This window comes from Nocardia sp. NRRL WC-3656 (assembly GCF_000720265.1).
Classification (GTDB): Bacteria; Actinomycetota; Actinomycetes; order Mycobacteriales; family Mycobacteriaceae; genus Nocardia; species Nocardia nova.
Map to the genome: position 1 here is coordinate 75,114 of NZ_JOJF01000008.1, position 26,992 is coordinate 102,105.

Below are 26,992 nucleotides of genomic sequence, written 5' to 3' on the forward strand. Positions count from 1 at the left end.
ATGCTCGCATTCGTATTCCCCGGTCAGGGTGCGCAATTCCCCGGCATGGGCAAGGCGCTGGCCGACACCTACCCGGTCGCGCGCGAGGTGTTCGACCGTGCCGACGCGGCGATCGAATTCGGCCTCGGCGAGCTGTGCTTCGGCGGCGACCCGACGGAGCTGGCCCGGACCGAGTACGCCCAGCCCGCCATCCTGGCCACCAGCGTGGCGGCGTACCGGGTTCTGGTGTCCGAGACCGGCATTCATCCGGTGGTCGTGGCCGGTCACAGCCTCGGTGAGATCACCGCCCACGTCTGCGCCGGCGCCCTCGACTTCGAGACCGCGGTGCGCCTGGTGCGCCGCCGGGGTGCCCTGATGCAGGAGGCGGTGCCGCCTGGGGCGGGTGCGATGGTGGCCGTGATGGGTCTGGACGCCGACGAGGTCGATCGGATCTGCGCTGCCGCAGCGCAATCCGAGGTCGTCGCGGTCGCCAACTACAACGGCGCGAGTCAGATGGTGATCTCCGGGCACACCGGCGCGGTCGGCAGGGCACGCCAACTCGCCGACGAACGCGGCGCGATCACCCGCGCTCTCGAGGTCAGCGCCCCGTTTCACTGCGCACTGATGGCACCTGCGGCGGCCGCCTTCCGATCCGAGCTGGCCCGCGCCGAATTCACGACGCCACGAATTCCGGTGGTGGACGGCACATCCGGGGATTGGCGAGCCGGAGCGGATCCGGCCGGCTCGCTGTCCGCGCAGATCTGCGCACCCGTGCGCTGGGACGCCGTGATGGCCGGACTGACGGCCCGCGGCGTCCGGTACGTGATCGAAGCCGGGCCCGGCGCCCGCCTCACCTCCATGGTGCTACGGTCGGAAAAGTCCATCGCAGCAACGCATTTCGGCGCGCCGGAGGATCTGGACGCGGTGCTCGATCTGCTCGCCGACCGGCCGTGGACGCGGCGCGAACTGGGATATTGGCGCCCCGGCGAGCGCGGCGATCTGTACGCGCCCAGCACATCCGAGATCGTCTGGGCCGGTACCGACGAATCCGAGCCGATCACCGATGCGGCCTGGACCGTCCGTTCCGACGGCTCCCGTCTGCGGCGCTACGGCCCGATGGCGGTGATCGCCGCGGACAACGCGCTGCGCACTTTCGATCCGGACGCGTGGACGCCACGCGAGGACGGAGCCTATCTGCGACGGGACCACCTCGCCGTCGAACATCCGGCCGATGGCGGTGAGACCTTCGACCCCGCGGAATGGATCGTCGACCCGGCCGGAACCCTGCGCCGGCGCGACGGCTCCCGCGTCGTCTGGCCCGACGGCGACGAATGGAGTTTCGCGACGCCCTGACCGGTCTCATACGGTCGTATTGACCGAAGGCCTCATACGTTCGTATGGTAGTTCTCATACGAACGTATGAGAGGGTGGCTGCCGATGTTTCGTCTCGTGGAACTGCTCGGTCTGTGCGCGCCGCTGCTGGGTGCGGCGCTCGCGCTGTACTACCGGCGGCGGCTGGGGCGAGCCTTCGGCGCCGCGGTACTCGCCGCGGGGGTGGCGGTGATCGGCTCGGTGGTCGGACTGGTCACCAGCCGGGCGATGTGGTTCGGTTCCGGTGGCGCCGAGGGCATTACGCGGCGCATGGAGTTCGGCGCCGGCGTCCGCAACCTCTTGCTGGTGCTGGCCTGGGCGCTGTTGCTGGTCGCCATCCTGCGGCGTCCGGCGCGGCCGGAGCCGGCGCGATGAGCGGCGCGCAGGTGGTGTTCGGCGCCGGCGAGCTGGCGGTGGTGGTGCTGGCTGTGGTCTCACTGGTGGCCGGCGTCGGATTGGCGCGCAGCTATCGCCTCGCCGGGTGGTCGCTGGCCGGAGCAGCGGTGTTGTGGCTGGTTGCCGAGGGTTTGCGTCTGCTGCAATTCGAAGCGCTGCTACCGACATTGGCGGGGCCGGATCACGAATCGGCCCGCATGCTCGTCGGCCTGCTCGGGGATGCGGTCTACTTCGGCCTGAGCGGTTTCGCGGTGCTGCTGCTGTTCTTCGCCGCCGTCGTGGAGCGGGCCTCCCGGGGCGACGGCCGCCGGGAACCGGTGGCGGTGGCGCGTCGGGTGGGAGCGCAGATCCGGCACTACTATCAGGCTCGCGATCAGCGGGAGAGGAGTCGACGCGGTGGGCGTTGAGCGGGCCGGGGCGGCCGGTGCCGCGGTGGACCGTCGTGGTCAGCTGCTCGATCGGCTGGCCGACGTCATCGCCGAGGATGGGATCGAGGGCGTCAGTATCCGCACGCTGGCCGCCCGCGCCGAGGTGTCGATCGGCACGGTGCAGTACTACTTCTCGACGAAAACCGACCTCCTGCACCGGGTGTGGGAATACGTGCGGGACGAGGCGGCCTGCCGCTTCGATGCCGCGACGGTGGCACAGCTTCCGCCGGCGCAGCGCCTGTCCCGCCTCGTCGACCTGCTCATCGCCCCCGACAGCGAGGATCGCCTCGCCCGGGTGTGGTTCGCCCTGGTGGCCCGCGCCGCCCACGACCCCGAGATCGCGGCGCTGCATCGAGCCCAGTGGCAGCACACCGAGGAACTGCTCGCCCGGGCGCTGGCCGCCGTGAATCCGGACCGGTCCGCCGAATCCGCCGACGCCGCAGCCGAATTGCTGGCGCTGCTCGACGGTCTCACGCTCGCCGTCCTCACCGAACCCGATCGCATGCCGCCGGCCCGGGCTCGCCGGATCGGGCGGGACTGGACCGACCGCTGGGCGGGCCGGTAACCGTCACCCGGGCGGTGTCAGTGCACCCGTGAGGAATCCGGAATCAGTCGGCCCGCCTCGACCAGAACACGCAGTGCGGCACGGCGGCGCGGGCATTCGTCGGTGCGGCAACCCCGGTGCATCTGCATGATCTGATGGGCCTTCTGCGGGGTGAGGTCGAGCGGTTCCATCCAACAGGTACTGAACATGTCCACGGTGTAGTCGCCCTCCTCGATCCCTGCCTGACCTTCGGCCATCCCGTGCCGATGTCGGTCTGTCGAGGTTATGCCCCCACTTTCGGGGGCCGGAATGTGCCGAACGGACCGAATATTGGTAATTTCGGACTGTGGTTGGGATCGGTACGCCGTCCGATGTGTTACCGCACGGCAGCGTCAGTGTGCGCATGATGGTGAGTGTCGGGCTCGCGCATGGATTGGATGAACCGCTGTTATTGGCGGGCACCGGAATCGAACCCGCGGATCTGACCGATGAACAAGTTCGAATTTGGCCGGATCAAGAATTCGCTGTCGCCCGCAATCTCATTCGCGCGCTCGGCGATCGTCCCGGGCTCGGCGTGCAGACCGCCGCGCAGGCGTCGCTCGGGAAGGCCGGTCTGGTCGGTCTCGCGGCCCTGGCCAGCGCGACCATGCGCGATGTGCTGAACATCGCGGTCCGCTATCAGGATCTGGTCTCGGTCGCGGCGCGCTATCACCTCGACGAGTCCGGTGGCGACGAGGTCGCGCTGGTGGCCGACGGCTCGGGAATACCTGCCGACCTGCGGGGATTTTTCGTCGAACGCGAGGTGGCGCTGATCTTCGTGGCCGGCCGGGCGCTCGACGTGACCATCCCCGCCGTCCGCCTGGAACTGGAGTTGGACGCCGACCGGGCCGCCGCACTGGCCGAGTTCGCCTCGATCGACACCATCCTCAGCGACTGCCCGCGTACCGCGCTGGTCCTGCCGCGCTCGTTCCTGGATCTGCGCATGCCACATGCCGATTCGCATACCGCGAATCTGATCGAGCGGCAGTGCCGCGAGGCGCTGCAGGTCCTGCTCGACGGCGGCTGGAAGTTGTCGACACTGGTCCGCGAGCGCCTGCTGCGCGAACCGGGTTCGGTGCCGTCGATGGCCGAAGTGGCCGCCGAGCTGCACATCAACGTCCGTACGCTGCGCCGACAGCTCGCCACCGAGGGCGCCAGCTTCCGCGGCCTGCTCAACACCGTGCGCGAGAGCACCGCGGCGGAGTTGCTGCGCGCCGGGGCGACGGTCGAGGATGTCGCCCGCCGACTCGGATATGCGGAAACGGCTAATTTCACTCACGCCTTCACCCGATGGATGGGGATGTCGCCGCGGGCTTACCGGCAGTCGCTGACCCGAAATCGATAGCGAATCGTGTCCTGACGCGTATTCGGATTTCGGGGAATCCGTGATTTCCGGTGCCCGCAACAATGTGTGGCACGGTGTTCCGGATAACTCGCCACACGTTTTTTCGCGAGCACATTCTGCATTCGCAATATGGCGACCGAATGCCGGCGAATTGCGCCGGGGCCGGATGGTGGGCGCGTGCGGGCCGACGGGGAAGCCGAGCCGCTCGGTTGTGTCTCGGCCCCTCGGCCCCGGGGCGCCGGCCGTTCGGCCTAGCCGAGCTCGGGCGGAGAAACGTCGCCCAGCCGGCTACCCATGTCCGGGCGTGCGGCAGGGTGAGTGCCCTCATATAGTTTCCTAGTAAAATACCTGTTAACCTTCTCGGGTGTCGCATCGTGCCCCGTCCTCCCCGGCTGCCGGTGTCCGCACCACCCTGCGGATGCTGTCGCTGCGCGGGGTCTTCCGGATGCGCCCGGTCGCCGACACCTGGTACCAGTCCGCGCTGTGCGCGCTGATCGCGATCGGCGGACCGGAGGTCGTGCTGCTCGCGACCGGGCAGGTGCAGCTGGCCTTCTACACCAGCGCCGGCGGTCTGTGCGCCCTGTACGGGCACGGCCTGCCCTATGCCGCCCGCGGCCGGACCCTGGCCTGGGTGGTGCTCGGGATGTTCGCCGGCACCGCGGTCGCATTGACCGCGTCGGCGCTGATCGAATCCGCGGCGGTGCGGGTCCTGGTGATCGCGGTGCTCGCCGGGTTGTACAAGCTGGTCTGCGACGCCTCCCGGATGGGGCCGCCCGGCAACATCATCTTCACGTTCGTGGTCTCCAGCGCGGCCTTCATCCCGCAGCGTGCCGGACAACTTCCCGGTCACCTCGCCTTGATCCTGCTGGGCGGCGTCCTGGCGTGGTGTGTCTGTATGGCTCCGGCGCTGGTCCGCCCGCACGGGCCGCAACGACTGGCCGTGGCACGGGCCCTGGAATCGACCGCCCGGCTGCTGCGGGTGCCACTCGGCGATGCCGGAGTGCCGCGCGCCCGGCACGACGCCGCGGTCGCCGTGCAGGCCGGATGGACCGCGCTGTCCCGGGTGCCCGCGACCGCTCGCACCACGGCGCAACTCACCGCGCTGGCCGGTCTGCTCGCCCGCGCCGAAACCCTCGCCGCCACAACCAGGCCCGCCGGTCCCGAATATCTGCTGTACCCCTCCGACGCCGAGAATGACACCGCGGCATCGGATTTCGCGACGGCACGAGATCTAACCCGAATCGACGCCGAGGCCGGCGCCGACACCCTCGACCGGTACGCCCGGGCCCTGCGCAGCGGCCTCGAGGTACCCCGGATCCATTGCGCCGCAGCCGAAGAGTCCGAGATTCGCGGTATCGGCCTCGGCCGAACCGGTGCCGTCCGCGGGGCGGCGTTGCGGCGCGTGGGCCGCGCCTTCCTGCCCGGCGCCCCCGGACTGCCGCTCGCCACCCGCGTCACCCTCGGCGCCGCGGCGGCGGGCTGGATCTCGTTGGCGCTGGGCGTGAATCGTCCGTACTGGGCCGTGATGACCGCCGCGGTCCTGATCGTCGTCAATACCGCGCAGTCGTGGCAGCGTACTGTGCAACGCGTGCTGGGCAATCTCGTGGGTGTCGCGCTGTTCACGGCGGTGGCGCCGTGGGCGCACAGCGCCGTCGCGCTGGTGGTGATGGCGCTGATCTGCCAGGTGATCGTCGAGGCCACCATCTCCCGGAACTATTGGGTCGCTTCGGTATTCATCACACCGATGGCCCTGGCGATGGTGGAGTTCGCCACCCCGCGACCGGCCTCCGAGCTCGGACTCGATCGCTGGCTCGACACCTGTGTGGGTGCGGTGGTCGCGGTCCTGATCTGCTTCGCCATCCCTAATCGCCGGGTCACCGACCGGGTGGCCGCGGCGCTGGGCGACCTCGATGCCGCGATCGGCCGCGCCCGCCGGGCAGCGGACTCCGGCACGGCGGCGCCGGCCGACCGGGCCCGGCTCGCCGCCGCCCTGATCGAGGTTCGCACGTGCGCCGATACCGCGGCCGGGGAATGGTGGAGTGCTCCGCTCCCAGACGAACGCATCGTCGCCGCGGAACGCACCGGACATCAGCTCCTGGATCGCTTGCCGGTCAGAACCTTCGCGGCGGTGTCGTGATGACTGCGCGGACCCCGGCCGGTTCTCCCTCCCCGGTCCTCGAAAACGCCACCGAAAACGCCACAGAGAACGCGGCCGAGAACGCGGTAGCCGACGATGCCGTTGCCGAGGTGATGCGGCAGTGGGCGCGGGCGGCACCGGAACTCGATCTGCGTCCGATCGCGGTGATCGGCCGCATCACTCGCTGTGCGGCCCTGCTGCAACAGGTAGCCGACGCCCCGCTCGGCGACGAAGAACTGGCTCGACCGGAATTCGACATTCTGCTGGCGCTGCGCCGCGTCGGCGGTGAACTCACGCCGGGCCGGCTTGCGCGCGAAACGTTCGCCTCGCCCGCGGCCGTGACCAAGCGGCTGCGGGGGCTGGAAGAGCGCGGGCTGGTCGGCCGGCGGGCCGACACCAGGGACCGGCGGGTCTCCCATATCGCGTTGACCGCGGACGGCCGCGCGCTGATCGATCGGCTGATGCCGCGACAGCTGGCCTACGAGGCCGGATTGCTGTCCGGACTACCCGATGACGACCAGCGCGAACTCGCTCGCATTCTGGCCGATGTGCTGGTGCGGTGGGAGGGACGGTTCGGCGGGCTGCCCCGCTGACTCTCGAGACAACTCGCTCCGCTTCTCCCGAGGACGCCCGCATCCGGTCGTGCGACGAAGCGGACCGGATGCGGGTGGATTCGCCTGCGCGTCAGCCGTTTCCGACGGCCGATAGCGGGCGGATCAGGGGAACGCCGTCGGATGCGACGGGTACCGGGACGCCGGCGAGTTTGTCGATCGCCGCGTAGTAGGCGGCCTCGTATCCGGCGCCCAACTGGTCGACGGAGAACTTCTCCACCACCCGGCGCCGGCAGGCGGCCGGGTCGATCTCGTCGGCCGCGGCGATGGCCGCGGGCAGTTCGGCGGGATCGTCGCAGATGATGCCCGTGACCCCGTGGTCGACGACCTCTTCGACCGCGCCGCCGCGCAGGGCCACCACGGGGGTGCCGCAGGCCATCGCCTCGATCATCACGATGCCGAACGGCTCCTCCCATCGAATGGGGAACAGCAGGCAGCGCGCCGAGGCGAGCAGCAGCCGCTTCGCGATCTGGTCGGCCTCACCGAAGACGAAATCGGTGTCGCGCAGCAGCGGCCGCACCGCGTTCTCGAAGTAGGCCTTCTCCGGGGGTTCGTTCATCTTCGCCGCCAGCACCAGCGGCATCCCCGCCTCGTGTGCGGCGTGCAGGGCCAGGTCGGGACCCTTGTAAGGGGCGTAGCGCCCCAGAAACAGGCCGAAGTCTTGTTTGCGGGTCTGGAACGGCCATTCCGCGGGGCGGACCGTGTTGTAGACACGGCCGACCCAGTTGAGATTCTCCGCCAGGGAGCGTTGCCGATCGCTGATCGCGACGAACTGCGCGGTATCGGTCAGCGAGCTGTAGTACTCCTGCGCTTCCCCGTCGACCGGACCGTGCACGGTGACGACGGTCGGAATGCCGAGAGCGGAGTACATCGGAGCGTTCAGCGGCCCCGCGAAAGTGTGGTCGTGAACGACGTCGATCCGTTCGGTCTGCGCCAATTCGGTGATGATGCGCCGAACCTTGAGCGCGTTGAGCACCTCAGGGAACGGATCGCCGAGGCGTTCGGCGAGGATGTCGTCCCATACCCGGATGAACCGTGCAGTAGTCCCGGAGCGGCCGGCGCCCAGCAGGGTCACCCGGTGCCCACGTGCTACCAGTGCGTCCGCCAGTTGAGCCACCACGGCTTCGACGCCGCCGTAACCGGCAGGCGGCACTTCGAAGTACGGCGGTGCGACCATCACGATGTGCAAGGACACGCCGGGTTCGTGGAGCCGGTAGATCAAGGATTCCGAGTCCGCCAGTGAAGCGTCCTCCAGTGAAGCGTCCCCCAACGTGGTGCCGCGCAGGGCGCCGGCCGCGGAAGCGCCGGACAGCGATGCGCCGGACAACGATGCGCTGGACAAAGAGGCCGAGTACTCCGATTCCGGATAGTGCAGGGAGTCGTCGTACTCGACGGGACTGGAGCCGGACGGGCCCGCGGAATCCGAGCCTGACGGGTTATTGCTCATGGTACTGCCTCCTCAACGTGTGAAGCTGCGACCAAGCATGGCGAGAGACCAGAAACCACCAGGCGTCTCTCGGGAACTTCGGTTTCCCTCATCGGGCGGGCCGGAGCGACCCGGTGGGTGATGTACCCAGCAGCAGACACGGTAACCCTTCGGCAGTAAAATGTCCGGGAATGCCTGGTAGAACGCAAAATTTGTGCAAGTGATCCGGGGTACGCGGGCGGGATTACCGAGCGGTAGGACATCGCGGCGGACCCTGTCGCCGGTCCTGCCGGGGGTGTCCGAGGCGTCACGGCCGCGCCGGCGGCTCCGCGTTCGGGCGCCGCGGCGCCCATATATATAAGGCATCGATAGATCACTGAATAGAAATCCCGGCAATTCGGGCATTCAAGACAAATTGCGATTACGACGCGCCGACGGATTTACTGTTTCACGGCAGAGTATTGACCGTTGATTTACCATTGCCGCGCCGCTGCGCGCGGCGTCCGAATCTTCCGGAAAACGCCCTCATTTGCAGGTCGTACGGCGTAGAAAGTGATAGCCGGTCGATGGCTGGGGCAATTGTCCCGGAGTGTCCGGTGCAAAATTCAAGATCAAGTATATGAAGATCAAAAATGTTGCTACGCAAGAAGGTTGGTCTGTGTAAGCTGACCTCGATCACGACCTACTACGAGGTGGGATGGCGGCGATGGTGGTGTCGCAGTGAGTATCGACAAACTCCGGCTGCGCCGTGCGAGCTACATGGTAGCCGCATTCGGTGTGCTGGCTTTGGTGGTGACCGGTCCACTGGATCGGTTGATGCTGGGTGTTTTCATCTGTATCGGGCTGGGTTTGGGTTGGCTGAACGCGCAACTGACATTGCGGTCGGTCACCGGCATCACCCGCTCGGAATCGCCGAATAAGCAGGCGCTGGCCTTGTCGACGGCCGCGCGGCTGATCATCGTCACCGTACTGGCGATCATCGTGGCGTTCCTGACGCGTCCGAACGGTGTGGGCATCTTCTTCGGACTCGCGTTGTTCCAGGTGATCCTCGTCTTGCATACCGTTGTGCCCGAGTGGAGAGGGCTCCGTCAGCAGTCATGAGCAGCACTATCGCGACGATGATCCTGGCCGATGAAGAGCCGAAGATCGAAGTAGGTCACCACGCCACCACCGAGCTCTGGGGATTGACGTTCAACGTCGACACCATCCTCTCGACGGCGGTCGCCGCGGTGATAGTCATCGCCCTGGCGCTCTTCCTTCGCATGAAGATCACCTCGGGCGTCCCGAACGGCGTGCAGTTGTTCTTCGAGACCATCACCGTGCAGATGCGCGGGCAGGTGGAGTCCGCGATCGGAATGCGTATCGCGCCGTTCGTATTGCCGCTGGCGGTAACGCTTTTCACCTTCATCCTGCTGTCGAACTGGATATCGGTGCTGCCTATGCAGTACGGCCGCGGCGAATTCATCTTCCCGCCGGCCTCCGATGTCAATTTCGTCTATGCCCTGGCATTGTTCGTCTTCGTCTTCTACCACGCGGCGGGTGTCCGGCGCCGCGGTCCGGTGACGCATGTGAAACAGTTGCTGAAGGGCCACACGGGGTGGGGGCCGATGGTGTTGATCAACATCATCGAAGAGATCGCCAAGCCGTTGTCGCTGTCGCTGCGATTGTTCGGAAATATGTTCGCCGGCGGCGTCATGGTCGCGGTGATCGCGCTGTTCCCGTACTGGATCGCGTGGGGCCCCAACGCCATCTGGAAGCTGTTCGACTTGTTCGTCGGCGCCATTCAGGCGTTCATCTTCTCGCTTTTGACCGTCCTCTACTTCAGCCAGTCCATGACGCTGGAGCACGAAAACCACTGAACGGCAGTCCCGGTCGGCTCACCGATCGGTCAACGTTGGAGAACAGGAAGAGAAAATGGCAGCAGATCCAGCAATCGTCCAGGGTGCCCTCATCGGCGGCGGCCTCATCATGGCCGGTGGCGCCATCGGCGCGGGTATCGGTGACGGTCTGGCCGGTTCGGCACTGATCAACGGCGTTACCCGGCAGCCCGAGGCCGAGGGCCGGTTGCGCGGTAACTTCTTCCTGACCGTCGGTCTGGTCGAGGCCGCGTACTTCATCAACCTCGCGTTCATGGCGCTGTTCGTATTCGCAACTCCCGGTAAGTAATCGGCGAGATGTCCGCGCGAACCGATGTGGTGGCCGAGGGGAACTTCCTCATCCCCAACGGCACCTTCTTCGTCGAGCTGATCATTTTCCTGATCGTGCTCGGAGTCATCTGGTTCTTCGTCGTTCCGCCGATCCGCAAGGTGCTGACCGAACGCGAGGAGCGGGTGGAGGCGACCGCCGCCAACGCCAAAGAGGCGAAACAGGTCTTCGCCGACGCCCAGGCGAAATATGAGACGGCGCTGGAACAAGCCCGTACCGAGGCGGCCGACATCCGCAACGAGGCACGGGCCCAGGGCCGGGCGATCATGGACGACCTGCGGACGCAGGCTCAGCAGGAGGTCGACGGCATCGTCGCCGAATCCGCTGCCCATCTGCGCGCCGAGGCCGACCGCGTCAAGTCCGAGCTGCGACTCGAGGTCGAGCCGCTGGCCCAATCGCTCGCCGACCAGGTGGTCGGTGACAGTCGCCACGCCGGCACCGCCGGTCGTAGGAGGGGCAGGGATTCGTAATGATTGACACCAGCGGCGGTGTGCTTGCCGCAGGCGGATACGAGATCACCTTCGACTGGCCGGTCTTCTTCAGTCAGCTGTTCGGCTTCGCCGTCATCGTCTTCATCATCTGGAAATGGGTTGTCCCGCCGGTGAAGAGGTTGATGGCGAAGAGTCAGGACGCGATCGCCAAGCAGCTCACCGAAAGCGATCACGCCGCGCAACAGCTGGAAGAGGCCAAGCGCTCCTACGCGAACGCCATCACCGAAGCGCACACCGAACTCGAGCAGATTCGCGCCGACGCGCGCGCCGACGCCGAGTACATCGTGGCGCAGATGCGAGAAGCGGCCGCGGCGGAAGTCGAAAGGGTGCGACGGCAGGGTCGCGATCAGGTCGCCCAGCTGCGTCGCCAGATGGTGCGCGATCTGGAAACGGATCTGGCGGCCGCGATGCTGGCGATCACCGAGGAAAAGGTGCGCGACCAGGTGGCGACACCGGAGGCGAAGTCGGACAGTATCGAACGGTTCCTCGAGGACCTGGAGATTCTGGCCAACTCGTCGTCGGTCAAGCGGCAGGCCCAACCGGGCTGGAACTGAACATCGTAGGCGAGTAGCCGGTGGACTACGGTCCACCGGCTACTCGTTTCATACCGAGACGGTGGCGGGCGGAGTCAGCGCGTCGGCGAGTGCGGCGAGGGTGGGCGAGCAGCCGGAATCGATACGGACGGTGGCCAATTCGTCCCCTCGCGTGGCGCCGCGGTTCACGATCACGACGGGTTTACCGGATTTCGCGGCCCGGCGGACGAAGCGCAGCCCGGACATGACCGTCAGCGACGAACCCGCGACGACCATCGCGTCGGCCGCGTCGACCATCGAAAACGCCTCGGCCACCCGATCTTTCGGGACGTTCTCGCCGAAGTAGACGATATCGGGCTTCAACATGCCGCCGCAGTCGGTGCAGTCGACCATGCGGAAGCTGTCGGTCTCGCCGACCACGGCGTCCGCGTCCGGCGCCACCTCGATACCCGTGGCGGTCGCCAGTTCGGCGAAGCCGGGGTTGGCCGCTTCCAGCCGATCGGCGAGTGTCATGCGCGAGATCAGTCCGTGGCACGACAGGCAGCGCACCCGCGCATAGGTACCGTGCAGATCGATGACGGCGCGGTGCCCTGCCTTGGTGTGCAGCAGGTCCACATTCTGCGTGATCAGCCCGCTGACCACCCCCGCACGTTCGAGCCGGGACAGCGCGCGATGGCCGAGATTGGGCCGCGCGGCGTCCATCCGCCGCCAGCCGACGTGATTGCGCGCCCAGTAGCGCTGCCGGAACACCGGATCACCGACGAACTGCTGATAGGTCATCGGATTGCGGGGCGGCGAATCCGGCCCGCGATAGTCGGGGATACCGCTGTCGGTCGACATGCCGGCCCCGGTGAGGACCACGATCCGCCGGCCCGTCAGCACCTCCACCGCACGATCGAGGCCGGTGTCGGTCGGCAGGGTCGCGAGCTGGGGCATGAATCCAGGTTACGAGCCCGTGCGCGTTGTTCTCCCAGGGCTCACTCGATGGCGCGGATCAGATCGTCGTCGGAGCTCTCCGGTGTGGTCCTGGCCGCCTTCGCGTGGCTGTAGGCGATCCCGGCGACCAGGATGGCCAGCAGGACCGCCGAGGTGCCGTAGGTGCCGAATCCCAGTCCGCCGCCGCTGTGCGATTTCGAGAGCAGATCGCCCGCGGTGGCGCCGAGCGGCCGGGTGAGGATGAAGGCCATCCAGAACAGGACGACACCCGAGATCGGCGTGCAGTAGTGCGCCAGCAGGATGACCACCATGATCGTGCCGATCAGCGCCGCGCCGCCGCCGTAACCGAGGCCCGAGCTGTCGGACAGGTAGTCGCCGAGCGAGGTGCCGAGGGTGTTCGACAGCAGGATCGCCGCCCAGTACAGCATCTCGCCGCGCAGCGTCCGGATATTCGAGACGTCGTAGGTCTGCCCGCTGAACCGCCAGATCACGAAGACGATCGCCAGGCCGCTGATCAGCAACGCCGCGCCCGCGCCGTAGCCGAGCCCGCCGTCGGTCGAGGTATCCGAACCCGGTCCGCGGTTGATCAGATCGGACATGGTGGTGCCGGCCGTACTGGTCGCGGCGATCACCGTCCAGTACAGGGCGGGATGGAAGCGGCGGGCCCGCAACTGGGCGATGAGGCTCACCACGAAGATGGCGAGGAACAGCAGCGAAGCGGCCGCGTAGCCCAGCTTCAGGGTCTGAGCCAGCAGATCGCCTCCGGTCTCGCCCAGGGTGGTCGCGGCGATCTTCAGAACCCAGAACAACGCCGTGACCTGGGGAAGTTTATATCCGGTCCGGGCCGGTGCCGGGTTGGTCACGTGGTAGTCCTTTCCGGGCCGCGAGCCGGCGACCGTCTCGACACAGGGACGGCGGCATTCTGCCCGCCCGTCGCTGAGACCACGCTGAGATCGTGACGGGCTCGCCGCGGTCGTGGTCGATGATGGGTGGGTGAATCGGTTCCGGCGCTGGACACATCCGTCGCGGTGGGGTGTGCGGATCCGGTCTGCCCTCGTTTCGGCTCTGGCGGTCGGTGTCGTGCTGCTCGTCGCCGCGGGTGCGATGGTCTGGTTGCTGCACCGTTCGCTGATCGACGAACTCGACGCCGCCGCACAGGCGCGTGCCGGCGAGATCGCGGAGACGCTCGAACACGACCCGGCTCGGGTGCGCGAACTTCCGCGCGCCGAGGACGGGCGCGTCGCGGCGGCCCAGGTCGTCGCGCCGGATGGAACCGTGATCTGGGGTTTCGACGATCCGCACGGAGTACTCGCCACCGCCCCGGCAGGTGCGAGGCGGGCCGTCGGACTGTCCGCCTCGCCCGGATACGACGAGGACTTGCGAGTCGCGAGCCGTGTCGCCGAAACGTCCTCGGGCCGCTACCAGGTGTTCGTCGCGGTCGACACCGAATCGGTCGAGCGGGCGGTCGGCCGGGTCGGAGCCTTGCTGGCGGTGGGAGCGCCGATCGTGGTGCTGGCCGCCGCCGTGGCAACGTATCTGCTGGTCGGCCGCTCGCTACGGTCGGTGGAGGCGATCCGCGAGCGGGTGGCCCGGATCGGTGCCACACAGCTCTCGGAGCGGGTGCCGGTGCCGGCGCCGCGCGACGAGATCGCCCGGCTGGCCGAGACGATGAACGACATGCTCGCGCGCGTCGAGGCCGGACACCGGGCCCAGCGCCGTTTCGTCGGCGACGCCTCCCACGAGTTGCGCAGTCCGCTCGCCACGGTCACGGCCGCACTGGAATTGGCGCGCCATCGGCCCGAAACGGTGGACGCGGAGCTGATCGACGGCACGCTGCTGCCGGAAGCCGAGCGCATGCGCCGGCTGATCGACGATCTGCTGACCCTCGCCGCCGCCGACGAACGCGGACTCGAATTGCGGACGGGCGATGTCGATCTCGACGACATCGCCCAGGCGGCGGCCGTCGCCGCTCGGCTGCGCGGGGGGATAACGGTCGATACGGATATCCGCCCGACCCGTATCGTCGGTGATCCGGAGCGATTGGCGCGGGCGCTGCGCAATATCGTCGACAACGCGGTCGCCCATGCCCGTTCACGGATCCGGATCGCGGTCGCGGACGATGTCGCGCCGGGAGCGTCCGGGGGCGCCCGCCTCGTCGTGGACGACGACGGGCCGGGCATTCCCGCGGCCGACCGCACGCGGGTCTTCGATCGTTTCGTGCGACTCGAGGCCGACCGGTCCCGGACGACCGGGGGTTCGGGCCTCGGGCTGGCGATCGTCGCGGAAATCGTGGCGGCCCACGGGGGAGTGGTGCGTGTGGACGAGTCGCCGTGGGGTGGAGCACGATTCGTTGTCGAGCTGCCGGTGACGGGACCGCCGGACCGGTGACTCATTCCGGTGTGGCGGTGACTTCCGAGTCGATCAGCCGATAGCCGACACCGCGCAGCGTTTCGATGCTGTTGCTGCCGAACGGCGTATCGATCTTCTTGCGCAGATAACCGATATAGACCTCGACGACGTTCTCCGGCCCGTCGTAGTGCGCATCCCAGACGTTGCGCAAGATCTCGGTTTTGGTGCGGGCACTGCCCTTGTGTCGCAACAGGTATTCGAGCAGTCCGAATTCCCTCGGCGTCAGGGACAATTCGGAATCGGCGCGGGTGACCGAGCGCCGCCGCGGGTCCAATCTCAGATCACCCGCGGCCAGGATTTCGGGCTGCTGTGGGGCGCGACGGCGCAGCAGGGCGCGCAGGCGGGCGGTGAGGACGACGAAGGAGAACGGTTTGGTCAGGTAGTCGTCGGCGCCCAGGTCCAGCGCGTCGACCTGGTCGTAGTCGCCGTCCTTCGCGGTGAGCATCAGCACCGGGGTGGTGATGTCGCGTTCGCGCAGCCGGCGCAGCACCTCGTAGCCGCTCAGTTCGGGCAGCATGATGTCGAGCACGATGACGTCGAAGTCGTCCTCGCTCGCCCACCACAGGCCGTCGGTGCCGGTGTGAGCGTGCTGGACGACGAAACCCTCCAGCTCCAGGCCGCGCCGCAGAGTGGCGGCGAGCCGGGGCTCGTCCTCGACCACCAGCACACGCATCCCTCCAGCATGCCGGATCCGTGCGGTGGGCCGCGCGGGTCCTACAACCAGATGCCCGATTCGACGACCCATACGCCGCCGTTGTTCTTGCGGGCGGGCTGGGACAGTTGCAGGGAGACACGCTGTCCGTCCGGCCCGGTCGCGACGGCCAGGTAGGGGCCGCCGTGGGTGATCGCCGGCTGCGACCAGCCGAAGCGTCCGGAGACGAAGGCACGTGCGACGGCGTCCTCGTCCAGCCGCCACGGCTGGTGACCGGCGTCGACCGACTGCTGCAACTGCTCGGCCGCATCGCCGCTGATGCCTTCGCCGGGGAAGGCGGTGCCGGCCGGCGGATGGTCGCCTGCGGCCGGGACGGACGGCGAGACGACGGGAAGCTCGGACGTTGGGGCAGAGGGGAATTCGGCGCGGCCGGACGATGGCCGCTCGACACTGCCGGAGCCGTCGTGGGTTTCGACGGTGGTGTTCACGGCGGCTGTCTGCGTCGTCGAGCGGTATTCGGCGGTATTCGGTCCTTCCGAGGCCGGCGAGTCGGTCGAGCAGGCGCCGAGGGGTGCGGCGACCGCGACACCGACCGCGACGGCGATGACGCGGGGTATGTCCGTGGCCCGGATCTGCCGATGGCCGGATCTGTGCGGGAGTCGGGTGTGGGAGCGCATGGCGTTCTCCTGATGCGATCGGTGCCGTCATCGTGTGATCCGCGCCCGGCCGGTGTGTGTTATCGGCGGTGAGGCGTGTCGGCGCAATCGAGACCACTCCGTCATCGCGACGGGCGTGGGCGGTGGTGCTCGCTCACCTGTCGCGACCGCGGTGTCAGCGCGCCGCGGATCTCGGCGGCCGCCGCCCGCACTCGCGGTGCGATCCGCCGCAGCGCCGCCGGACGATCACAGACGACACCCACGGCCGCCGACGCGTCGACGGCCACGGCCACCGCGGCCAGTCCGGATCCGAATTCGTCGTCGTCGTAATCGGTTGCGTGGCAGGCGATTCGGTGCAGCCTGCGGTGCAGTTCAGGGAGATCGAAGCCGGGCTCGATATCGGTCACCCGCGCCTCGACGTCCTCCGGCGGCAGGTGGGCCAGCGCGACGCGGCCGAGGGTGCTGCGATGCGCCGCCACCCGGGTCCCGACCCGGGTGGGCACCGCCGTCGCCGCCCTGCCGCCGAGTTTGTCGAGGTAGAGCACCTCGCCGCCGTCGAGGGCGCCGAGATGGACGACGGCCGCGGTGGCCAGCAGCAATTCGTGCAGAATCGGCGCCGCGCAGGCACGTAACCGGGACAGTCGCGCGGTGTCGGCGTTCCACGTGCGGACGCGCCGGCCCAGCGCATAACCGTCCGCACTGTGGGTGAGCCACTCCAGTTGGATGAGCTGCCGCACGATCCGATGCACGGTGGCGCGCGGCAGCCGGGTCCGGACGGCGATCTGGCCGAGCGTCAGGTGCCGATCCGGTGCCTGGAACAGATCCATCACCAAGGTGGCGCGCTCGAGCATCGTCAGAGGCAGCTGAGCTGCGGCTACCTCGGACATGTACCGATGGTAGAAGTCACTCGCGCTGCGCGAGGGCCACGTTATCCATTCGGTACGCCGAGCTCACCCGCCGGATCCGGACGCCGATCCGGCGCCGAGGCCGTTCGCGGACCCGCTGGGCAGTTGCAGTTGAGCGTCCGGCGCGCCGGTGCCGTTCGGGTCGAGCATTCCGCCCTGGCCGGCGTAGGGGCTCCGGCCCGGCGGCGCCTGCAGCACCGTGAGGTAATTCCACAGTCCCGCCGCGAGCGCACCCCCGCCGACCAGCACCGTCCCGAAGACGCCGCCCGCACCCGCGAACGCCAGGACGGCCGCCGGAATCGTCGCCAGGCAGCCGGGGCCGACCACCAGGCAGGTACTCGCTCCGACCGCGGCGCCGATGAGGGCGCCCAGCACGGTGCCGACGACGGTCCCGATCACGGGGCCGCGCGACATGACGGTCGCGAAATCGTTGAGCGCCAACTGATTCTCCATCGCGGAAGCCGCGGGGCGTCTCGCGATATCCGGTGTCATCGTGAGCGTGCGCCCGCCGTCGCCGATGCGGATAGCGATGCGGTGGGCGATGCCGTCCACGGTGAAGCTCGCCGGCAGCGTCGTGACGGGAGTGCCGTCCACGGTGACGCGGACGGAACCGTCGTCCCCCGCGCTGAACGCATCGGCGGCGAAGCCGCTGAGAACGACTGCGCCAGAGGTGGTTTCGATGCTCGGAGCCGGTGGCTCGGCGGTCGCGGTGGCGACGGTGACGGTGACGGATGCGGCCAAGGCCGCGGTGGCCGCGGTGAGCGCGGCGATCGTACGGCTGGACATCTGCGCCTCCCACGCTCAGCGACCGGTATCCGGCACACCCGGCCGGCCACGCAGATCGGGGGCGTATTCGCTGGTTCCCGGCGGAGCCAGCAGCGTGGTGACGTAGCGGTAGAGCCCTGCCGCGGTGGCGGGACCACCGCCCAGTACCAGTCCCGCGACGCCGCCCGCGGCTCCCGCGAGGCTGACGATCGGCAGCACGGCGACAACACAGCCGACGCTCAACACCGCACACGAGGCACCCGCCAGGGCGATCCCGAGCCCGATGCCGAGGACCGCGCCCACCGCCGTGCCGATCAGCGCGCCGACCGAGGTGCCGATACTGACCGCGTTGACCAGGTCGTTCATCGCGAGTTGATTCTCCAGCGGCGAGGCGACCGGGGTCGGGGCGTCGCGGCGCAGACCCGCGGTCTCCGGTGTCAGCGTGAGAGTCGTCGCATCCCCGCCGATCCGCGCGCGGATCGGCATGCGCTGGTCGCCGATCGCATAGGCCAGCGGCAGGGTATCGAGCACGCGGCCCGCATCGTCCCGGACGGTGACCGCGGTGCCGTCGGGGTCGACGGCGAAGCGGCCGTGGGTCAATTCGACTGTCACCGAGCCGGTATCGGTCGATGCGGCACGGTAGGTGACCACCGCCGGGGCCGGATCGGCCGCCGCCGTCCCCGCCGCGGCCAGTGCCGCGGCGCAAATCGCCGCTGTCGTCGAGATCCGAATCTTCATGGGGCGCCCCCTCGTCTCGATCCACCGGGCGCTCGTGACGCCCGGCCCCGGTACGGGTGCGGTGTCGCGCACGACGTGCGGGAAGCCGGACCGTAGCGCGGCGGATTCGGAAGCGTCCGAGAGCGTCTCGCTCAGCGAGACAGTTTCTCCGTCGTGGCCCGAAGCCCGGCCAGGAAGGTGGTGATCGCCGAGGTGACCGTTTCCGGATCCTCGACCATCGGCAGATGTCCGCAGTCGCTGAGCACGAGACGCTCACGGGGGCGCAATGTTTCGTCGAGCCGGGCGCCGGCGGCCGCCGAGAGGATCCGATTGCGCCGGCCCCAGACGGTGCAGATCGGCGGGAACTCGGGGCCCGGAGTGAAGTCGTCGAGTGCGGCGAAAGCGGGAAAGTCCTGTACCAGCCGGTCGAGCGCGAGCAGGCGGCCGCGATCGGCCCAATGCGATTGCAGGCGTGGGTCGTTCTGCATTTTCCGGTCGCGTCCGCGCGGTCCCAGCTGAGTGGCGACGATCCATGCGACGAGGGGTTTCGGCAGCGCGAGCCGCCGGGCCAACGGCGCGAGCGGCACGAACCGGTCGAACCACATCAGCGGCGCCTGATCTCCGTGCCGCACGGTATTCCAGGTGAGCGGATTGATCAGCACCAATCCGCGCACCCGCGCCGGATCACCGATCGCGAAACTCAGCGACGTCGCACTGCCCAGGCAATTCCCGACCAGTATCACCCGGTTCAGCCGGTACTCGTCGAGAAAGGCCCGCACCGTGGCCACGTAATCGGCGAGCCGATACCCGTGCGGTTGCTCCGAATCTCCGTAGCCGGGCAGGTCCAAGGCGAACACCTCGTATTCGCCCCGCAACGCGGCCATCTGCTCGTCCCAGATCCGCCGCTGGGCGCCCGCATTGTGGAGGAAGACGACCGGATCGCCGTGGCCGGCGTGGTCGTACACCACCCGCCGCCCCTGATATTCGAATTCCGCCACGACGACTCCTCACTTCTACGAACATCGATGTTCGTAAGTGGGTACGGTACCGCACCCGCGCTGAACATGCGGCTCAGCGGGCCAACTGCAGGGCCAGGGTCGCCGCGGCCGGGATCAGATACAGCGCCGGGAAGATCGTGGTTCCGTAGGAATGGGCTCGTACCGTGGTTGCCATCGCGCCGAGGAAATACAGAATCAATCCCACGGCCGCGGCCACCCCGATCACCGGGACGAAGAAGCCCACGACGAGTCCCAGCGCCCCGGCGGATTTGGCCAGGGCGAGCCAGTTCCACCAGCTTCGCGGCACGCCGTATTGATTCAGCGGTTCCACGACGAATTCGCTCTTGTTGAACAGTGAGTAGCCGGAGAAGCCGATCCACAGTGCGGCCGCTGCGCCGACGATGTAATACGCGATGTCCATGCCGGTGTGACGACGCGGCGGGCCGCAGTGTGACATGCCGCCCGGAGCGATGGTGCGGTCAGCGTCGCTGCAAGGTGAATCCCGCGATCGAATACGGGGCGTCGATCGAGGTCGCGGCGGCATTCAGGGTGCCTTCCCAATAACCCTGTGGTGCGTCGACGGCGTGCAGGTCCAAACCCGTCGGCATCCCCTCGAACGTCACGTAGGTCTCATCGGGGCCGGCCGCGTTCTGGCGGCCGGTCTTCGAGGAATTCCCGCACACCAGCGTCACGGTCGCACCGTCCACGAAGACCTGCAGGTCGCAGTTGTGCACGGGCGAGCCGATCATATTGTCGGGGTGCTGGGTGATGTGGTAGGTCCCGGCCGGAAGGATCCCGTTGCGGGGAACTCCGGGGTCGTCGGCGGAGGCGGCGGCCGGCACCGCGGAAAGGGTGGCGGCGGCGAGTGCGGCTCCGGCCGCGGCGCGTCGAACATTCATGGTCCGGCTCCCATCGGTCGATCCATCGAAATCAGCCGGATGCCGGAGTCGTCTCGGGCAACCGGGTCGCTCTGATGGGAGGATTCCCCGCTCCCGCAAACGAAACCAGCGGTGCGGACATCGACGTGGTGGCGTCGCCCGGGACTGGCTATCACCATGCGGACGGACTACTGATGTCCCGAGATGTTAAGTTCTAGGTCCCGGCACGGTAAGTATTTGCGCCTGTCTGCGCCTACCGTTGAACGCATCACCCGGTGCCGGACTCGGCGGCGAGCGAACCGCCCGACCGGATGCACCGAGACAGTGCGGACCGTGGATCGCGAGCCCTCGCGGCGCCGATCCTCCGGTCCTGTCGGAAGAGGAGATGTCCTGTGCCACAAGCCTTTCGTTACTACGAGACCGGAGCGCCCGAGGTGCTGCGGTGGGAGCGCGTGGAAGTCGGCGATCCGGGGCCGAACGAGGTGCGGATTCGCCACCGAGCGGTGGGCCTGAACTTCGCCGACACCTATTTCCGTACCGGGCTGTACCCGGCGGCGCTGCCCGCGGGGATGGGCGTGGAAGGTGCGGGTGTGATCGAGGCGGTGGGTCCGGGTGTCACCGACTTCGCCGCGGGCGACCGGGTGACCTATACGGGCAGTCCGCTGGGGGCGTACAGCACGGAGCGGGTGATGCCGGCCGAACATCTGATCGCACTTCCGGACGGCATCGGCTTCGACACCGCGGCGGCGATGACCATGCGCGGCCTCACGGCGGCGTATCTGCTGCGCCGCATCCACCCGCTGCGTCCGGGCGATACGGTGTTGCTGCACGCCGCCGCGGGCGGGGTCGGCCTGATCTTCACCCAATGGGCAAAGCTGTTGGGTATCACCGTGATCGGCACCGTCTCGTCCGACAGGAAGGCCGAGATCGCGCGGGACCACGGGTGCGATCACGTGATCGTGTACACCCGCGAGGATGTCGCCGAGCGCGTGCGTGAACTCACCGGCGGCGCCGGCGTCCGGGTGGTCTACGACAGCATCGGCAAGACGACCTTCGACTCCTCGCTGAATTCGCTGGCACGACGCGGGTTGCTGGTGTGTTTCGGGACGGCCTCGGGTCCGGTGCCGCCGATCGATGCCATGAGCCTGGCCGTCAAGGGGTCGTTGTTCGTGACCCGGCCGGCCCTGGCCGATTACATCGCCGACCCGGCCGAGCGCGCCGAACTGGCCGGCGAGCTGTTCGCCCACGTCGCGGCGGGCCGCATCCGCATCGACATCAATCAGCGCTACGAGCTCGCGGACGCGGTGGCCGCGCACCGCGATCTGGAACAGGGCACGAGCATCGGCTCGTCGGTCTTCACCGTGGGCCGGGAAGGACAGTCATGACAAGCATTGCGCCCGTGCATCTTTCGGCGCGCTCCGCGCCGTTCGGAGTGCGCCCGCTCACCTGCACCATCGGCGCGGAACTGTTCGATCTGGACCTCGCCGAGGTGGCGCGCGACGACGCTTTGTTCGCCGCCCTGAAGCAATTGCTCCTCGAGTACAAGGTGCTGTTCTTCCGCGATCAGAACATCAGTCGCGCCGAACATGTCGCGCTCGCAGAGCGTTTCGGGCCACTGGAGGACCACCCCGTCCTGGGCAGCGACCCCGAACATCCCGGCCTGGTTCGCATCTACAAGGACCTCGACAGCGCGCCGGAACACTACGAGAACGCCTTTCACTGCGACGCGACCTGGCGGGAGGCTCCGCCCATGGGGTGTGTGCTGCGCTGCGTGGAAACGCCGGCCGTCGGCGGCGACACCATCTGGGTGAATATGGCCGAGGCGTATCGCCGCCTCCCCGAATCGGTGCGCTCGCGGATCGCGAGCTTGCGCGCCCGTCATTCCATCGAGGCGAGCTTCGGCGCGATGCGTCCGGACGCCGAGCGCCTGCGGCTGCACGAACAGTTCCCGGACGCGGAACACCCGGTCGTGCGCACACACCCGGAAACCGGCGAGAAGGTGTTGTTCGTCAACGCGTTCACCACACATTTCGTCAATTACCACACGCCGGAGAATGTGCGGTTCGGCATCGACTACGCCCCCGGCGCATCGGAACTGCTGAACTACCTCGTCCGGCAGGCGAGCGTTCCCGAATATCAGGTCCGCTGGCGGTGGACCGAGAACAGCTTCGCCATCTGGGACAACCGCTGCACCCAGCATTACGCCGTGCAGGACTACTTCCCCGACGTTCGCAAGATGGAGCGCGCCGGAATCATCGGCGACAAGCCCTTCTGAAAGTCACTGAACCACAGTTTATTTCGATATCACAGCCTATTTCGATCGGAGTACAGCCATGCATTTCCACGACGACGCCTTGTTCCCGGAGAACCAGGAGAAGCTGGTGATCACCAGCGCGCCGTACGGGCCGGAATGGGAGCCCGACGATTTCCGCGAGGATCTGCCGCTGACCATGGAGGAACATATCCAGCAAGCGGTCGACTGCTACGAGGCGGGCGCCACCGTGCTGCACATCCACGTGCGTGAGCTCGACGGCAAGGGTTCCAAGCGCCTGTCGAAGTTCAACGAGCTGCTGGCCGGGCTGCGCGAGGCCGTCCCGGAGATGATCCTGCAGGTGGGCGGATCGATTTCGTTCGCGCCGGAAGGTGAAGGCGCCGAGGCGAAGTGGCTGTCCGACGACACCCGCCACATGCTGGCCGAACTCGATCCCAAGCCGGATCAGGTGACGATCGCGATCAACACCAGTCAGATGAACATCATGGAGTTGATGACCGCCGACGATATCGCCGGCACCTCGATGCAGCGGCCGGAACTGGCCGAGGCCTACCGGGAGATGACCGTCCCGGCCGGACCGGCGTGGGTGGCCGAACATCTGCGTCGCCTGCAGGGCGCGGGGATCCAGCCGCATTTCCAGCTGTCGAGCATTCCGCAGCTCGAGACGGTCGAGCGGCTGATCCGTCGCGGCGTGTACACGGGTCCGCTGAATCTGACATGGGTCGGCATCGGGGGCGGCTTCGACGGACCGAATCCCTACAACATCATGAATTTCATTCAGCGCGTCCCCGACGGGGCGTGCCTGACCCTCGAGACGCTGATGCGCTCGGTGTTGCCGGTCAATGCGATGGCGATCGCCATGGGATTGCACACGCGCTGCGGTAACGAGGACACCATCTGGGGGCGCAAGGGGGAGAAGTTCACTTCGGTGCAGCAGATCCAGCAGCTTGTCCGCATCGCCGGTGAACTGGGCCGCGAGGTCGCCACCGCCAAGGATGCGCGTGAGATCTACAAGATCGGCACCACCTACGCCGATGCCGACGAAACCCTCGCCCGGCTCGGCTACGCCCCCAACCGCAGGCCCGGCCAGGTCGGCTTCACCCACCACGCCTGAGTGGACGTACTCCGTCGGGCGGTACACCGTCTCCGCCCGCCGGGCCTCCGTGCTCGGCCACCGACTTGCAGAAAGGAGTTGCAGCACAGTGCACACTGCCCTCGACCCGACCGTGGTGATCGTGCCCGGCCTGCGTGATCACGTTCCCGATCACTGGCAGACGAAACTCGCCGCGACGCTGGAGCGGGTACGTATCGTGCCACCGCTCGAGCAGGACGGAATCGGCCTCGCGGCGCGGGTGCAAGCGCTGGATCGGGTGCTGTCGGACGTGGCCGGGCCGGTGGTACTGGTGGCCCACAGTGCAGGCGTGATGATCACCGTGCACTGGGCACAACAACCGACCCGCGATGTTCATAGTGCGCTGCTGGCCACTCCGGCCGATATCGAAAAGCCCTTTCCTCCCGGCTATCCGACGACCGAGCAACTGGATGCCGACGGCTGGTTGCCGATTCCGCGGCGCCGGCTGCCGTTTCCGAGCATCGTCGCGGCGAGCACCACCGATCCGCTGGCATCCTTCCGGCGGGTGGCCGGTATGGCGGAGGCATGGGGCAGCCGGCTGGTCGACCTGGGCGATGTCGGACATCTCAATCCGGCATCGGGTTTCGGACCCTGGGACCGCGCCGGGGAACTGCTGCGGGCGGCCGTCGACCTGGCCCGCCCGTCCGCGGTCGGGCGGGAGGCGCGATGACCGAGGTGATCACGTCGGCGGCGGCAGCGGTCGCCGACATCTCCTCCGGATCGTCGCTGGCGGTGGGCGGGTTCGGGTTGTGCGGCATCCCGGAGACGTTGATCGAGGCGGTCGCCGCCGCCGGAGCCGACGAGCTCGCCGTCGTGTCCAACAATTGCGGCACGACGGCGTACGGCTTGGGAATTCTGCTGGCGGACAAGCGGGTACGCCGCGTCACCGCCTCCTATGTCGGTGAGAACGCGGAATTCGCCCGGCAGTATCTGTCGGGCGAACTCGAAGTCGAGCTCACTCCGCAGGGCACTCTCGCCGAACGGCTGCGCGCCGGCGGCGCGGGTATCGCCGCCTTCTACACACCGGCAGGCGTCGGCACGCTGATCGCCGACGGCGGAATGCCGTGGCGCTTCGGGCCGAACGGCAGCGTCGCGGTCGCGTCGCCGCCGAAGCCGGTGGCCACCTTCGCGGGGCCCGCCGGGCCGAAACCCTATGTGCTGGAGGAGGCGATCACCACCGACTTCGCCCTGGTGCACGCGCTCATCGGCGATACTGCCGGCAATCTGGTCTTCGACAAATCGGCGCGCAACTTCAATCCACTGGTCGCGGCGGCGGGCCGGATTTGTATCGCCGAGGTCGAAACGATTGTTCCCGCAGGTGATCTCGACCCGGACCGGATTCATCTGCCCGGCATCTTCGTCGATCGCATCGTGCCCACCGGGCCGGCCCGGGGTCGCATCGAGAAGCGGACCGTACGGAGCGAGGAGAGGAAATGAGCGGCGTCATCGCCCGTTCCGGATGGGATCGCTCCGCGATGGCGGCCCGGGCCGCGCGAGAATTGCGTCCGGGTGAATACGTCAATCTCGGCATCGGCCTGCCCACGCTGATTCCCGACCACCTGCCCGCCGATATCCGGGTCACCCTGCATTCGGAGAACGGCATCCTCGGCACCGGGCCCTATCCGGACGAGGCCGAGGTCGACGCGAATCTGATCAATGCCGGCAAGGAGACCGTCACGGTGCTTCCCGGTGCCTCCTTTTTCGATTCCGCGACCAGTTTCGGGATGATCCGGGGTGGTCACATCGATACCGCGATTCTCGGCGGCATGCAGGTTTCGGCCACCGGTGACCTCGCCAATTGGATGGTGCCGGGCCACATGGTCAAGGGCATGGGCGGGGCGATGGATCTGGTGCACGGCGCCCGCCGGGTGATCGTGCTGATGGAGCACACCGATAAATCCGGCGCGCCGAAACTGGTGGACCGCTGCACATTACCGCTGACCGGCGTGGGCGTGGTCCATCGCGTCATCACAGATCTGGCGGTCCTCGACGTCACCGCTTCCGGTCTGGTGTTGCGCGAATGCGCACCGGGCGTGACCGAGGCCGACGTCGTCGCCGCGACCGGCGCGCCCGTACTCACCGACATCGGCGGACACTGACCGTTCTCGATCTCGCGATGGTGCGCGAGTTCGGATCATCGACCTGTTTCGCTCTGTCCGCCACTGTCTTTCGACGCAGCCCGACGCCATTGGCTCGGGCTGCGTCCGTGATGGCTGCGGAACCAGCGAGTGAAACTGGCGGGGCTGGAGAAACCGAGCATATCCGCGATCTCGGTGAGGGAACGGCCCTGATTTCCCACCACCCGGCGGGCCAGATCCAGCCGGGTGGTGTTCACGATCTCCGAGTAGGTGCAGCCCTCGTCCGCCAGGCGGCGGTGGACGGTACGACGGTCCACGCCCAGACTGCGCGCGACCTGGTCGGCGGAGCAGCGGCCGGTCGGTAGCAGCATTTCGACGAGTTCCTGGACCCGGTCGCGCATCGCCGTTTCGTGGCCGCTGTCCACGGCGCCGAGCAATTGTTGCGTGTACGGGCGCAACAGCGGGTCCGACATCGGGTTCGGGGTATCGAGATCGCTTGTGTAGAGCGTGATTCCGGTGAATTCGTGATCGAATGTCAACTGGGATCCGAACAATCGCAGATGCGTGGTGCGATCCCGCGGCGCGGAATAGGTGAAGGTGGTTTCCGCCGGTTGCCAGCCCGCTCCGAGGAATGCGCGCAGAATTCCCTGCAGCGCTCCCATGGCCAGTTCGGTGGCCTGGCGGGTGCTGCGGTGCTCGCCGATATCCAGACTCAGACGGACGTGGGCGATGCCGTTGCGTTCGGTGAGGCGTATGTGCAGCGATTCGTTGTAGGTGTGCTGATGGCGCACCATCAGTTCGAGGGCGCTGCGCACATCGGGTTCCTCGCGAATCACCAGACTCAGCGGGCCCAGATTGGACAGTCGCCGCCGTTCCGCGAGCAGCAGTCCGAAATCCTGCCGGCCGGATTCCGCGGCCGAACGCTCGAGGAGGTCGGTGACGGCCGCGGCGGGCACCCACCGGTCCTGCAGGCTCAGGCCGGCCGGATCGAGTCCGGCCTCGCGCAGCAACCGGGCGGGATCGAGCCCGAGAGACCGGCCTAGATCTACGTAGTCGTTCAAGGCCGCGTATCGCGCCAGGGGTTTCATC

32 protein-coding genes are annotated in these 26,992 nt (G+C 67.9%); 19 read left to right on the top strand and 13 right to left on the bottom strand.

Going from position 1 to position 26,992, the window contains the following annotated elements; genetic code table 11:
- From fabD to IG65_RS0112810, 4 genes are all read left to right on the top strand, one after another.
- Positions 1-1,332, top strand: coding sequence for an ACP S-malonyltransferase (fabD, locus tag IG65_RS0112795; protein WP_051755859.1), 1,332 nt, complete (start codon positions 1-3; stop codon positions 1,330-1,332).
- Positions 1,333-1,416: 84 nt separating this feature from the next.
- A complete protein-coding gene (locus IG65_RS0112800) occupies positions 1,417-1,725 on the top strand; it encodes a hypothetical protein (protein WP_030515122.1) in 309 nt (102 codons plus the stop codon).
- Positions 1,722-2,153 (top strand): hypothetical protein, encoded by a 432-nt coding sequence (locus IG65_RS0112805; RefSeq protein WP_030515123.1) that lies wholly within the window; start codon positions 1,722-1,724, stop codon positions 2,151-2,153. Before IG65_RS0112800 ends, IG65_RS0112805 begins: the two co-directional genes overlap by 4 nt.
- The gene (locus IG65_RS0112810; RefSeq protein ID WP_051755861.1) at positions 2,143-2,739 is read left to right on the top strand and encodes a TetR/AcrR family transcriptional regulator; all 597 of its coding nucleotides are present in this window, start codon (positions 2,143-2,145) and stop codon (positions 2,737-2,739) included. Before IG65_RS0112805 ends, IG65_RS0112810 begins: the two co-directional genes overlap by 11 nt.
- Positions 2,740-2,756: 17 nt before the next feature.
- On the opposite strand, the gene IG65_RS0112815 is transcribed toward IG65_RS0112810, so the two are convergent.
- Positions 2,757-2,975 (bottom strand): hypothetical protein, encoded by a 219-nt coding sequence (locus IG65_RS0112815; protein ID WP_030515125.1) that lies wholly within the window; start codon positions 2,973-2,975, stop codon positions 2,757-2,759.
- A gap of 89 nt (positions 2,976-3,064) precedes the next feature.
- Here IG65_RS0112815 and IG65_RS0112820 point away from each other — a divergent pair, with 89 nt between their 5' ends.
- From IG65_RS0112820 to IG65_RS0112830, 3 genes are all read left to right on the top strand, one after another.
- The gene (locus IG65_RS0112820; RefSeq protein ID WP_197039827.1) at positions 3,065-4,102 is read left to right on the top strand and encodes an AraC family transcriptional regulator; all 1,038 of its coding nucleotides are present in this window, start codon (positions 3,065-3,067) and stop codon (positions 4,100-4,102) included.
- A gap of 364 nt (positions 4,103-4,466) precedes the next feature.
- On the top strand, positions 4,467-6,239 hold the full coding sequence (locus IG65_RS0112825) for an FUSC family protein (RefSeq protein WP_036524279.1): 1,773 nt from the start codon (positions 4,467-4,469) through the stop codon (positions 6,237-6,239).
- Complete coding sequence (locus tag IG65_RS0112830; protein WP_081879449.1) at positions 6,239-6,832, top strand: MarR family winged helix-turn-helix transcriptional regulator; 594 nt, start codon at positions 6,239-6,241, stop codon at positions 6,830-6,832. Before IG65_RS0112825 ends, IG65_RS0112830 begins: the two co-directional genes overlap by 1 nt.
- Positions 6,833-6,923: 91 nt before the next feature.
- Here the strand turns inward: IG65_RS0112830 and IG65_RS0112835 are convergent, their stop codons facing one another.
- Positions 6,924-8,027 (bottom strand): glycosyltransferase family 4 protein, encoded by a 1,104-nt coding sequence (locus IG65_RS0112835; RefSeq protein WP_081879462.1) that lies wholly within the window; start codon positions 8,025-8,027, stop codon positions 6,924-6,926.
- Positions 8,028-8,996: 969 nt separating this feature from the next.
- Between IG65_RS0112835 and IG65_RS0112840 the strand changes: the two genes are divergently transcribed.
- From IG65_RS0112840 to IG65_RS0112860, 5 genes are read left to right on the top strand one after another with little or no spacing between them, the layout of a single operon-like run.
- A complete protein-coding gene (locus IG65_RS0112840; protein WP_030515130.1) occupies positions 8,997-9,377 on the top strand; it encodes an ATP synthase subunit I in 381 nt (126 codons plus the stop codon).
- Entirely contained in the window at positions 9,374-10,135 is a 762-nt protein-coding gene (atpB, locus tag IG65_RS0112845) for a F0F1 ATP synthase subunit A (RefSeq protein ID WP_030515131.1), read from the top strand. The genes IG65_RS0112840 and atpB overlap by 4 nt, the downstream gene beginning before the upstream one ends.
- A 55-nt stretch (positions 10,136-10,190) precedes the next feature.
- The gene (locus IG65_RS0112850; RefSeq protein ID WP_025352811.1) at positions 10,191-10,442 is read left to right on the top strand and encodes a F0F1 ATP synthase subunit C; all 252 of its coding nucleotides are present in this window, start codon (positions 10,191-10,193) and stop codon (positions 10,440-10,442) included.
- 8 nt (positions 10,443-10,450) lie between these two features.
- A complete protein-coding gene (locus IG65_RS0112855) occupies positions 10,451-10,951 on the top strand; it encodes a F0F1 ATP synthase subunit B (protein WP_036524281.1) in 501 nt (166 codons plus the stop codon).
- A complete protein-coding gene (locus IG65_RS0112860) occupies positions 10,951-11,526 on the top strand; it encodes an ATP synthase F0F1 subunit delta (RefSeq protein ID WP_030515133.1) in 576 nt (191 codons plus the stop codon). Before IG65_RS0112855 ends, IG65_RS0112860 begins: the two co-directional genes overlap by 1 nt.
- Positions 11,527-11,574: 48 nt before the next feature.
- Here IG65_RS0112860 and IG65_RS0112865 read toward each other — a convergent pair whose 3' ends face one another.
- The gene (locus IG65_RS0112865) at positions 11,575-12,441 is read right to left on the bottom strand and encodes an NAD-dependent protein deacetylase (RefSeq protein WP_036524283.1); all 867 of its coding nucleotides are present in this window, start codon (positions 12,439-12,441) and stop codon (positions 11,575-11,577) included.
- Between the two features lie 41 nt (positions 12,442-12,482).
- Positions 12,483-13,304 (bottom strand): membrane protein, encoded by an 822-nt coding sequence (locus IG65_RS0112870; RefSeq protein WP_030515135.1) that lies wholly within the window; start codon positions 13,302-13,304, stop codon positions 12,483-12,485.
- Positions 13,305-13,434: 130 nt separating this feature from the next.
- Between IG65_RS0112870 and IG65_RS0112875 the strand changes: the two genes are divergently transcribed.
- Positions 13,435-14,829 (top strand): ATP-binding protein, encoded by a 1,395-nt coding sequence (locus IG65_RS0112875; RefSeq protein WP_030515136.1) that lies wholly within the window; start codon positions 13,435-13,437, stop codon positions 14,827-14,829.
- 1 nt (position 14,830) lies between these two features.
- Here the strand turns inward: IG65_RS0112875 and IG65_RS0112880 are convergent, their stop codons facing one another.
- The 8 genes from IG65_RS0112880 to IG65_RS0112915 form a co-directional block, all read right to left on the bottom strand.
- Complete coding sequence (locus IG65_RS0112880) at positions 14,831-15,523, bottom strand: response regulator transcription factor (protein ID WP_030515137.1); 693 nt, start codon at positions 15,521-15,523, stop codon at positions 14,831-14,833.
- Positions 15,524-15,564: 41 nt separating this feature from the next.
- Positions 15,565-16,179 carry a hypothetical protein gene (locus IG65_RS35820; RefSeq protein WP_051755865.1) on the bottom strand — a complete coding sequence of 205 codons (615 nt, stop codon included), beginning with the start codon at positions 16,177-16,179 and terminating at the stop codon, positions 15,565-15,567.
- 101 nt (positions 16,180-16,280) lie between these two features.
- Positions 16,281-17,045, bottom strand: coding sequence for an IclR family transcriptional regulator (locus IG65_RS35825; RefSeq protein ID WP_051755868.1), 765 nt, complete (start codon positions 17,043-17,045; stop codon positions 16,281-16,283).
- 63 nt (positions 17,046-17,108) lie between these two features.
- Complete coding sequence (locus IG65_RS35830; protein ID WP_051755871.1) at positions 17,109-17,849, bottom strand: hypothetical protein; 741 nt, start codon at positions 17,847-17,849, stop codon at positions 17,109-17,111.
- A 15-nt stretch (positions 17,850-17,864) separates the two neighbouring features.
- Positions 17,865-18,566: a hypothetical protein gene (locus tag IG65_RS0112900; RefSeq protein ID WP_051755873.1), complete on the bottom strand. Its 702-nt coding sequence runs from the start codon at positions 18,564-18,566 to the stop codon at positions 17,865-17,867.
- Positions 18,567-18,697: 131 nt separating this feature from the next.
- Positions 18,698-19,543 (bottom strand): alpha/beta fold hydrolase, encoded by an 846-nt coding sequence (locus IG65_RS0112905; protein ID WP_030515142.1) that lies wholly within the window; start codon positions 19,541-19,543, stop codon positions 18,698-18,700.
- A 73-nt stretch (positions 19,544-19,616) separates the two neighbouring features.
- A complete protein-coding gene (locus tag IG65_RS0112910) occupies positions 19,617-19,964 on the bottom strand; it encodes a DoxX family protein (protein WP_030515143.1) in 348 nt (115 codons plus the stop codon).
- A 58-nt stretch (positions 19,965-20,022) separates the two neighbouring features.
- Positions 20,023-20,442 (bottom strand): hypothetical protein, encoded by a 420-nt coding sequence (locus IG65_RS0112915; protein WP_030515144.1) that lies wholly within the window; start codon positions 20,440-20,442, stop codon positions 20,023-20,025.
- A 371-nt stretch (positions 20,443-20,813) separates the two neighbouring features.
- Between IG65_RS0112915 and IG65_RS0112920 the strand changes: the two genes are divergently transcribed.
- From IG65_RS0112920 to IG65_RS0112945, 6 genes are all read left to right on the top strand, one after another.
- Positions 20,814-21,806: a quinone oxidoreductase gene (locus tag IG65_RS0112920; protein WP_030515145.1), complete on the top strand. Its 993-nt coding sequence runs from the start codon at positions 20,814-20,816 to the stop codon at positions 21,804-21,806.
- Positions 21,803-22,696, top strand: a complete 894-nt coding sequence (locus tag IG65_RS0112925; protein ID WP_030515146.1) for a TauD/TfdA family dioxygenase — start codon at positions 21,803-21,805, stop codon at positions 22,694-22,696. The genes IG65_RS0112920 and IG65_RS0112925 overlap by 4 nt, the downstream gene beginning before the upstream one ends.
- Positions 22,697-22,754: 58 nt before the next feature.
- On the top strand, positions 22,755-23,807 hold the full coding sequence (locus IG65_RS0112930; RefSeq protein WP_030515147.1) for a 3-keto-5-aminohexanoate cleavage protein: 1,053 nt from the start codon (positions 22,755-22,757) through the stop codon (positions 23,805-23,807).
- 88 nt (positions 23,808-23,895) lie between these two features.
- Positions 23,896-24,495: an alpha/beta hydrolase gene (locus IG65_RS0112935; RefSeq protein ID WP_030515148.1), complete on the top strand. Its 600-nt coding sequence runs from the start codon at positions 23,896-23,898 to the stop codon at positions 24,493-24,495.
- Positions 24,492-25,262, top strand: a complete 771-nt coding sequence (locus IG65_RS0112940; protein ID WP_030515149.1) for a CoA transferase subunit A — start codon at positions 24,492-24,494, stop codon at positions 25,260-25,262. Before IG65_RS0112935 ends, IG65_RS0112940 begins: the two co-directional genes overlap by 4 nt.
- A complete protein-coding gene (locus IG65_RS0112945; RefSeq protein WP_030515150.1) occupies positions 25,259-25,924 on the top strand; it encodes a 3-oxoacid CoA-transferase subunit B in 666 nt (221 codons plus the stop codon). Before IG65_RS0112940 ends, IG65_RS0112945 begins: the two co-directional genes overlap by 4 nt.
- 35 nt (positions 25,925-25,959) lie before the next feature.
- On the opposite strand, the gene IG65_RS0112950 is transcribed toward IG65_RS0112945, so the two are convergent.
- On the bottom strand, positions 25,960-26,991 hold the full coding sequence (locus IG65_RS0112950) for an AraC family transcriptional regulator (protein ID WP_030515151.1): 1,032 nt from the start codon (positions 26,989-26,991) through the stop codon (positions 25,960-25,962).
- Position 26,992 lies beyond the last annotated feature (1 nt).